Annotated in this window: 10 protein-coding genes; 8 read left to right on the top strand and 2 right to left on the bottom strand. The window is 40.4% G+C overall.

The window, feature by feature from the left end:
- Window positions 1–66 precede the first annotated feature (66 nt).
- Genes H6G83_RS31685 through H6G83_RS31665 form a run of 5 tightly spaced genes read left to right on the top strand, consistent with a single transcriptional unit; the run spans window position 67 to window position 2,113 of the window.
- Entirely contained in the window at window positions 67–558 is a 492-nt protein-coding gene (locus tag H6G83_RS31685; protein WP_190479586.1) for a hypothetical protein, read from the top strand.
- Window positions 548–847, top strand: coding sequence for a VVA0879 family protein (locus tag H6G83_RS31680; protein ID WP_190479585.1), 300 nt, complete (start codon window positions 548–550; stop codon window positions 845–847). Before H6G83_RS31685 ends, H6G83_RS31680 begins: the two co-directional genes overlap by 11 nt.
- Window positions 848–849: 2 nt before the next feature.
- On the top strand, window positions 850–1,314 hold the full coding sequence (locus H6G83_RS31675) for a hypothetical protein (RefSeq protein WP_190479584.1): 465 nt from the start codon (window positions 850–852) through the stop codon (window positions 1,312–1,314).
- Window positions 1,311–1,514, top strand: a complete 204-nt coding sequence (locus H6G83_RS31670) for a hypothetical protein (RefSeq protein WP_190479583.1) — start codon at window positions 1,311–1,313, stop codon at window positions 1,512–1,514. The genes H6G83_RS31675 and H6G83_RS31670 overlap by 4 nt, the downstream gene beginning before the upstream one ends.
- A complete protein-coding gene (locus H6G83_RS31665) occupies window positions 1,511–2,113 on the top strand; it encodes an MT-A70 family methyltransferase (RefSeq protein ID WP_190479582.1) in 603 nt (200 codons plus the stop codon). The genes H6G83_RS31670 and H6G83_RS31665 overlap by 4 nt, the downstream gene beginning before the upstream one ends.
- Before the next feature lie 15 nt (window positions 2,114–2,128).
- Here the strand turns inward: H6G83_RS31665 and H6G83_RS31660 are convergent, their stop codons facing one another.
- Window positions 2,129–3,433: an RNA-guided endonuclease InsQ/TnpB family protein gene (locus H6G83_RS31660; protein WP_199328657.1), complete on the bottom strand. Its 1,305-nt coding sequence runs from the start codon at window positions 3,431–3,433 to the stop codon at window positions 2,129–2,131.
- 79 nt (window positions 3,434–3,512) lie between these two features.
- On the opposite strand from H6G83_RS31660, the gene tnpA reads away from it, so the two are divergent.
- A complete protein-coding gene (gene tnpA, locus H6G83_RS31655; RefSeq protein WP_190479589.1) occupies window positions 3,513–3,920 on the top strand; it encodes an IS200/IS605 family transposase in 408 nt (135 codons plus the stop codon).
- Between the two features lie 191 nt (window positions 3,921–4,111).
- Here the strand turns inward: tnpA and H6G83_RS31650 are convergent, their stop codons facing one another.
- Entirely contained in the window at window positions 4,112–5,071 is a 960-nt protein-coding gene (locus H6G83_RS31650) for an RpnC/YadD family protein (protein ID WP_190479580.1), read from the bottom strand.
- 356 nt (window positions 5,072–5,427) lie between these two features.
- Here H6G83_RS31650 and H6G83_RS31645 point away from each other — a divergent pair, with 356 nt between their 5' ends.
- Together H6G83_RS31645 and H6G83_RS31640 are read left to right on the top strand one after the other, a co-directional pair.
- Window positions 5,428–5,619, top strand: a complete 192-nt coding sequence (locus H6G83_RS31645; protein WP_242044966.1) for a hypothetical protein — start codon at window positions 5,428–5,430, stop codon at window positions 5,617–5,619.
- A 49-nt stretch (window positions 5,620–5,668) separates the two neighbouring features.
- The gene (locus H6G83_RS31640) at window positions 5,669–7,087 is read left to right on the top strand and encodes a hypothetical protein (RefSeq protein ID WP_190479579.1); all 1,419 of its coding nucleotides are present in this window, start codon (window positions 5,669–5,671) and stop codon (window positions 7,085–7,087) included.
- Window position 7,088 lies beyond the last annotated feature (1 nt).

Raw genomic sequence — 7,088 nt, 5'->3', positions numbered from 1 at the left:
CAAAGCCGAACGCCGACAACGAATAGAAGCCGAAATGTTTGAACGTATAAGACTAGGAGAATAAATATGGAACTTAATTTACTTCAAAAAGAAGAACTAATTGAAACCCTAGCTTGTGAGTTCTACTTAATTCAAGGCTATCAAATTCCACCAGACTATCGGATGCAATCATCTACTCACCCCGTTGAAAAATCTTGCGTGGCAATGGCATTGTTCGCTATTCAAAAGCTTCAATCACTTGATTGTGTAGTTGAGGAAGAAACAGACAAACTAACCGATACTCAAAAAGTCATCAATTGGTTCCGTAAGTTATGGAGAAGGGGCGACAAAGACCAAATCAAAGAGAGAGTACAAGATTACATCATCAATGTTTACTATATAGAAGAATCGGAAGCTGATAAATTAGGTCAATGGACTTGGGAAGATTTTAGTAGTTTTGAAAACATAATTCAAAACTATCCTCTACCCGAAATAAATACAAGTCTTGTCGATTGGAAAAGTGTTGGAATTTTCATTCACGATTTATTTGATGTGAGGTTTCATGAAGATGATTACTAAAGATGAATGGCTATTAGAGGGTCAAACTCTATTCGGCAACAATCCACTGCAATGGAAATTCAAATGCCCTAGCTGTGGTCACATCGCCACCGTTGAAGATTATAAAAAGGCTGGTGCGCCTTCTTCAGCCGTTGGTTTTTCTTGCGTGGGTCGGTGGCTAGAAGTGCGGAAAGAGGCTTTCGATGACAAAGATAAACGCAAAATTCCCTGTAACTATTCTGGTGGCGGGTTAATTAATATTAATCCTGTAGAAGTTGAAGGACAGAAAGTTTTTGAATTTGGAGCATAAAGATGGAACTGGGAATATTTCAAAAAGACGCACTCATTGAAAAACTAGCTAAAGCTTTTTATGCCATACAAGGTTATGTAGTTCGAGAAGACTATCGAATGCAGTCCGGCACTCATCCACATGAAAAAGCTTGTGTAGAGATGGCTTTCACTGCAATTGAGGAAGTCGAGTTGGCATACGCTGATTTGGATGATCAGGAGGAAGAAATCATCAATTGGCAGCAAGGACAACCATTAAATGAAGGGCAACAATACTTCTTTTGTAAGTACGGTAATTTTTCATTAATTTTGCTAACTAATGGTAGTTTAACTCGCACAGAGGCTTATCTAGACAATCAAAGAATTTACCTTGTGGAAGAAGAAGTAAGCCCTGACGAAGCCACCAGAAAGTTACAAGAGTTTTTGTCAACACTGGTTAATCAATTGCAAATCTTAAGCAACATTCAGTTTGAGGAGAAATCACCATGAAAGCCATAGTTCAAATAGTTGAGAAAGTAATTAGTGAAGCTCACATTTACATTCCTGATGGTATGTCACCAGATGCCATCAAACAATACATCACTGACCGATATAACTCAGGGGAATTAACGCCAGATTTAAACATCTTCCAAGTTGATTTTGAATCTATCAGCGCCAGGGTTATGAGAACACCACAGGAGGACGTATGAGACTAATAACTCTGCAAGGTCAATACCAGTGCATAGTTATAGACCCGCCTTGGTTCTACAGACTCCGCTCTAACGACAAGACCCACCGCAATCGCATTCCCTACAGACCCATGCCAACTCCAGAAATCCTGGCACTACCCATTCCCGAACTGTGCGACGCTGGCGGTTGTGTTCTGTGGCTTTGGTACACCAACAACCACATGGTTGAAGCTGCACAATGTTTACAGACATGGGGTTTTGAACTCAAGACTATCCTCACTTGGCAAAAGATTACTAAAACTGGAACCCCACACCTGGGGACTGGCCACTGGTTGAGAAACTGCACTGAACATTGTGCGTTGGCTGTGCGTGGCGATGTCAGAGCTTTTGCAGGGCGATCGCTTACTAACCAATCAACAATTCTCCATGCACCCCGGCGTGAGCATTCCCGTAAGCCCCCTGAGTTTTTTGAACTTGTGGAGAAACTCTGTCCAGATATGACCAAGTTGGAGATGTTCGCACGAGAGTCGAGAGAGGACTGGGACTGTTGGGGAGATGAGGCGGATATGTTTGAAGAGCCATTTGTCGGGACTGATAAGGATATTTCATTGAGTGCGTAAATGAACTACTCACCCCTACTTCGTTGAGGGGTGAGTTTCTACATCCACCCCAGTAGAGTTGAATTTTTGACGCTTCAATTGCCCTAGTTGCCTCATGCTTCCCGCTTGTTTGCGAGTACGTGAAGTAGAGCTAGTGACATCAGCATCTTCGAGGATAGTTCCTAACCCCGGTAGATTGCCTTTAGCCCAGTAAAGCATAACTTCGGCAGCCGCAATATCTCTATCTTGAACATAAGAACAGACAGGACAAGAATGTATTCTTACATCAAGAGTTTTCTTGTGTTGATGACCACACTTAGGACAGGTTTGACTAGGGTTTACTTTTTTGGTCGGAACTTCAACAAACACACCACCAATTTGTTCAACCTTATATTTGATGGTGCTGCGAAGCATCCCAAAACCAACATCAAGTATCGACTTGTTCAGTCCTGCTTTTTGTTTTTTGCGCTTGCCTTTTTTAGCCTTGCTAGACATATTCTTCACTTCTAATTTCTCGGTGGCAATGAAGCTGTTACTGCTGATTATTTCTACTGCCACTAGATGAACCCAATTTTGACGTTGGTTAGCAACTTTACGGGTTATCTTACTAACTTTGGCTTGGGCTTTCTTCCATCTTCTAGAAGCTCGGACTTTCTTTTTTCTGTTTGGTGCTTGCTTCCTTCTTTTGTCTTTAGAAGCTTTTTTAATTAGATGTTCAGCATTTCTCAAAAACTTTGGTGCTTCAATTTGTTGATGACTTTCGCCATCAGTAATTGAAAGTGCTGATTTACATCCTAAATCTATCCCAACAGCACCAGTTGGTAAAACATCTGGTTTAAGAGCTTGGTCTATTACTTCAACCGTAATGGATGCGTACCATTTACCATTACGGTAAACAACTGTGCAAGTAGTAGGTGTTCCCCAATACTTAGCCTTACCACGCATCTGAATACGTCCAATTTTAGACAGATTCAAATAACCATTTTCACCATTAGATTCTACAGAATACCCAGTTTTAGCTGGATAAGTCCAACCTGAGTAATGACGAATTGATTTATATCTAGGACGTTTACCTAATCCTTTGAACCAACGTTCAAAGGCAAAATCGACACGCTTTAAAGTTGCCTGTAGAGACTGTGAATTGATTTCTTTGTACTCTGTCCAAATCTCTTTAAATGCAGGTAAACAATTCTGTTGCTCGAAATAGTTAACAGAATGATTGAATTTTTGATATTGAGTAAATCTGTTATATACCGCAGCGTTGTACAAGTCTTTGTGGAGCTTTCGGTGATACCTCAAAGACTGTTCTATTTGTTTGTTAGGGTATAACCTGAAAGTCATCCGCCTTGTAGCCACTGAGTTAGTTGCCTCCTAAAATGAATTGTTCTATGATATTACAGTTGACCTACAGGCTTGTCAAGTGGTTGTCAGAAAAGGCTCTCATTCTGTTTTCTCGGTTCACCTGCATTTTGTATTTGTAACTAAGTACAGACGCAAAACTATAACAGCACCAATTCTGGAACGGTTGCATGAAATATTTGCTAATGTGTGCATAAAAACAAAATGTAGACTAATTGAGTTCTCTGGGGAAATAGACCATGTTCATTTGTTGATTGATTTCCATCCAGATAATAATTTATCTGTTCTCGTAGGTAGTCTAAAATCAGCGTCTAGTAGAATTATTCAAAAAGAATTTTCAGAGCATTTATCTACTTTTTATCGAAAACCTGTATTTTGGTCTAGCTCATATTATGTTGCTTCCACTGGTGGCGCACCAATTGAAAAAATAAAGCAATATATACAATCGCAAGAAACACCAGAAGATTGACTGGCTGCTCCTCATACATACCATTCCCTTATCAACCTTACGGTTGATTTCACTCAGGTATGCAATCGTCGCATCCCGCTATTCATCCCTACCTTGCTTCGCTGAAGGTAGGGACTTTCGCGTTACGTTAAGGCTAATTTCGGCACTCAAAATCTACTGAACCTTGAAAAATAAATATTTAACAAGCAATGTTAGTTCTCTTGTTGGCTATCGGTTGTCGAGTGCTGATAAATTTGACGTAATTCGTCAACCGTAGTAGCTGTTTTTATCCCATTTCTCACGGCTCTTAATAGTTCAACGTCTTCCAACGATGAAATTTCTGGCATTAGGTTTAATGCTTCAGGGCCAAACTTGAGTTCCAAGCCTAATTTTATTGCTTCTACCAATTCTTCCATTCGGGCAATTCGCTCAAAGGATGTCACGTACTGCATACGCTGTTGTGCCTCCAATTGTTCAACTTCTCTTTTAAACTCTAGTTCTAAATCCAATGGTAACGTCAGCATCCAATCAATAAAAGCCAACAGGTTAATAACAGCCTCGCGTTCAAATCCCTGCTCATACAGCCGACGAACTAAGGCCAGTTTTGATTGTTTCCTTTGCGACCTATTACTGCGAGTCTGTACTGCTGCCAAGTGAGCCATTACTACCGTAGCAAAGGGGTTGCGACTAGCTTCTAGCTCCGACAACCTTTGCTGATAGTCTAACAACTTTATGACAGGAAACTGAAAATTAACCGTACAGCCAAACAAATTGTACCCAAACTGCGATGGCCGCCAGTTGATGTTGTCATCCCCAAGCACTGCCAAGGATGCAACAGAGCGATCGTAACGGTCAAAAATCCGATAGTTGTATACAAACATACGTTTAGGAAAATCGCTTTCTTCTTGGCTTTGAACTTCAATATGGATCAACAGCCAAGATTCTTCACCCCCAAGGCGATAAATTTTCACCAATTTGTCAATTAGTCGTTTTCCTAACTCGGCATCACGGACTACCTGCTGTAGCTCCTGATCGAGAAACTCAAAGCCTCGACTCCAATCAATTTGAGCATGAGCTTGTGGAAAGAAAAATTGCATGAAATCTTCAAAATACAACTGTAGCATTTGCTTCCAGGGAGAATCGTATTGAGTTTGGGGTGTTTTATTAGTCATACTCAAAAGTCAAAACTTCTTGTTATCTAACACTACTTATTACCAGTACGGTGCAAAAGATACCAGCAATTGAAACATCGAAGGCTCGCGCATACTTGCCATCAGAAAAAACTATATATTTGCATTGCAATTGCCTTGATATTTCCGCAAGTATACCTCTATAATTACAGTACGCTTGTACCAGTAAGCAGTTATCAAGTTAGAACCTAGAACTTAGAAGCCAGAATTGAGAATTTAACTGTATGCAGATGGCTTCTGTTTAGTGAAACACCACTACTAATTAATTCTGAGTTCTAAATTTTTTCCAGTCCTAAAAATTATTGCAGATTTCGGAGCGCTACATGACAGAACGATATATGCTTTCGATTACTTTATCAGAAAAAGCTTATGAAGAGTATCGCTTAGTGGCTGCATGGAAGAAGATTCCTGTCAGCACCTTAATTAGACAAATTTTAGAACGTGAACACGAAAGTCTTGGTTTTTCTGAGCTACTCAAACGGGCCACAGCCAATGGTCAAACAACATTCTTAAAAGAAGAAGAAGACTAAAGCACTTGTATTAATTGGTTGATTCACTGCTGAAAGAGAGGAAATATTTATGAGTTTATCTGAAGCGACGACAACAGTTAAAAGTAAGAAAAATTCTCAGTATGCAGAAATACTTGGTAGTCCGATAGCATTTCATCGAGTCTATGCGACTATTGCTGGTAGTGCTAGTGCTGGTCTTTTCTTGAGTCAAGCTATGTATTGGGATTCAAGAACTAATGACCCGGAAGGATGGTTTTATAGAACTTACGAACAGTGGACATCAGAAACTGCTCTAAATCGTTATGAACTAGACAAAATTAGACATCATCTCACCAGTATTAACCTTTTAGAAACACAATTAAAAGGCTCTCCAGTAAAACTTCATTACCGCATCAATCATCAAGTCTTGAATGACTTCTTTAGTTCCATCAAAGAAGGCTCTTTTACTTCTGTACGACCAAAAAACAAGAATGTCAAACAGCATCCTCAAATTTCTGTGTCTGTTAACGGTCAACAAACTGAGTCTGTTTGCTCACCTTCGACAAACTTGTCTGATGATGGTCAGCAATCTTATTTGTCGAAGGTCAACAATCTTCACTGCTCACCTTCGACAAACTCTATATATATAGAATTAGAGAATAAATTAGAGATTAGTACACAGAGCGCATTTTCAAACCTAGACTTTTCTCCGACTCTAGAATGTGTGTGTGACCCCACTCAAAACGATTTAACTCCAAGACAAAACCTAGACCAACCCAACCCTAAATCTCCCGCTTCGTTGTCAAACCAACCAGAATCTTCGCCTCAAAATGAAAATCCCTCATCTAGACCTTCTATTGCGGTGGGGTCGTTCGCAAAAAGCGAACAAGCGAACAATATTGACCCCTATAAATCAGCCAAAAACGTGGAAGAACTCATTGACGCATGGACTACAGATCCAACAACATTTGCTGATGATCCAGTGCCATTAGTAGTCAGGGAGAAAATCAAGTGGAATTGCTGGGTACTACCTTGGCATTCATCACAGCGCCAACTAAACAAGCGCTACCAGAACTTCAACCCGATAGTTGTGGAGTTAGTAGCCAGGGAACTAGCAACGGCGGCCTCATGCCCCGCATCAGAGAAAATCACTCATGCTATCTCTGTGATGAATACTTGGAACAAAACTAAGGGAGGCTGGATCAACTTGATGCAACGTTATCAACAGGCTATCCAAAGCCAAGTTGAAGATACTTGTGTGCCACAGCCCAAACCCAAATTTACACTAGCTCAAGCGATCGCACAAGACGCACAACGCCATCAACAAGAGCAATCAAGGCAAAAGAATTTACCAGTGGTTCAACATACACCTCAAACTTTGGCACTCAAAGCCCAGATCGAAGCTATGGCTAAAAAAAAGCAGTCAAAGAAAGTTCGCTGTGGTTTGGGGTTATCCGCCGCTTCAGTACAAGAAATTGAGGCTCAATTAAAACAAGCATTAGGAGCATAAT

This window comes from Anabaena azotica FACHB-119, assembly GCF_014697625.1.
Taxonomy (GTDB): domain Bacteria; phylum Cyanobacteriota; class Cyanobacteriia; order Cyanobacteriales; family Nostocaceae; genus Trichormus; species Trichormus azoticus_A.
This window is presented reverse-complemented; position numbering and strand designations above follow the sequence as displayed.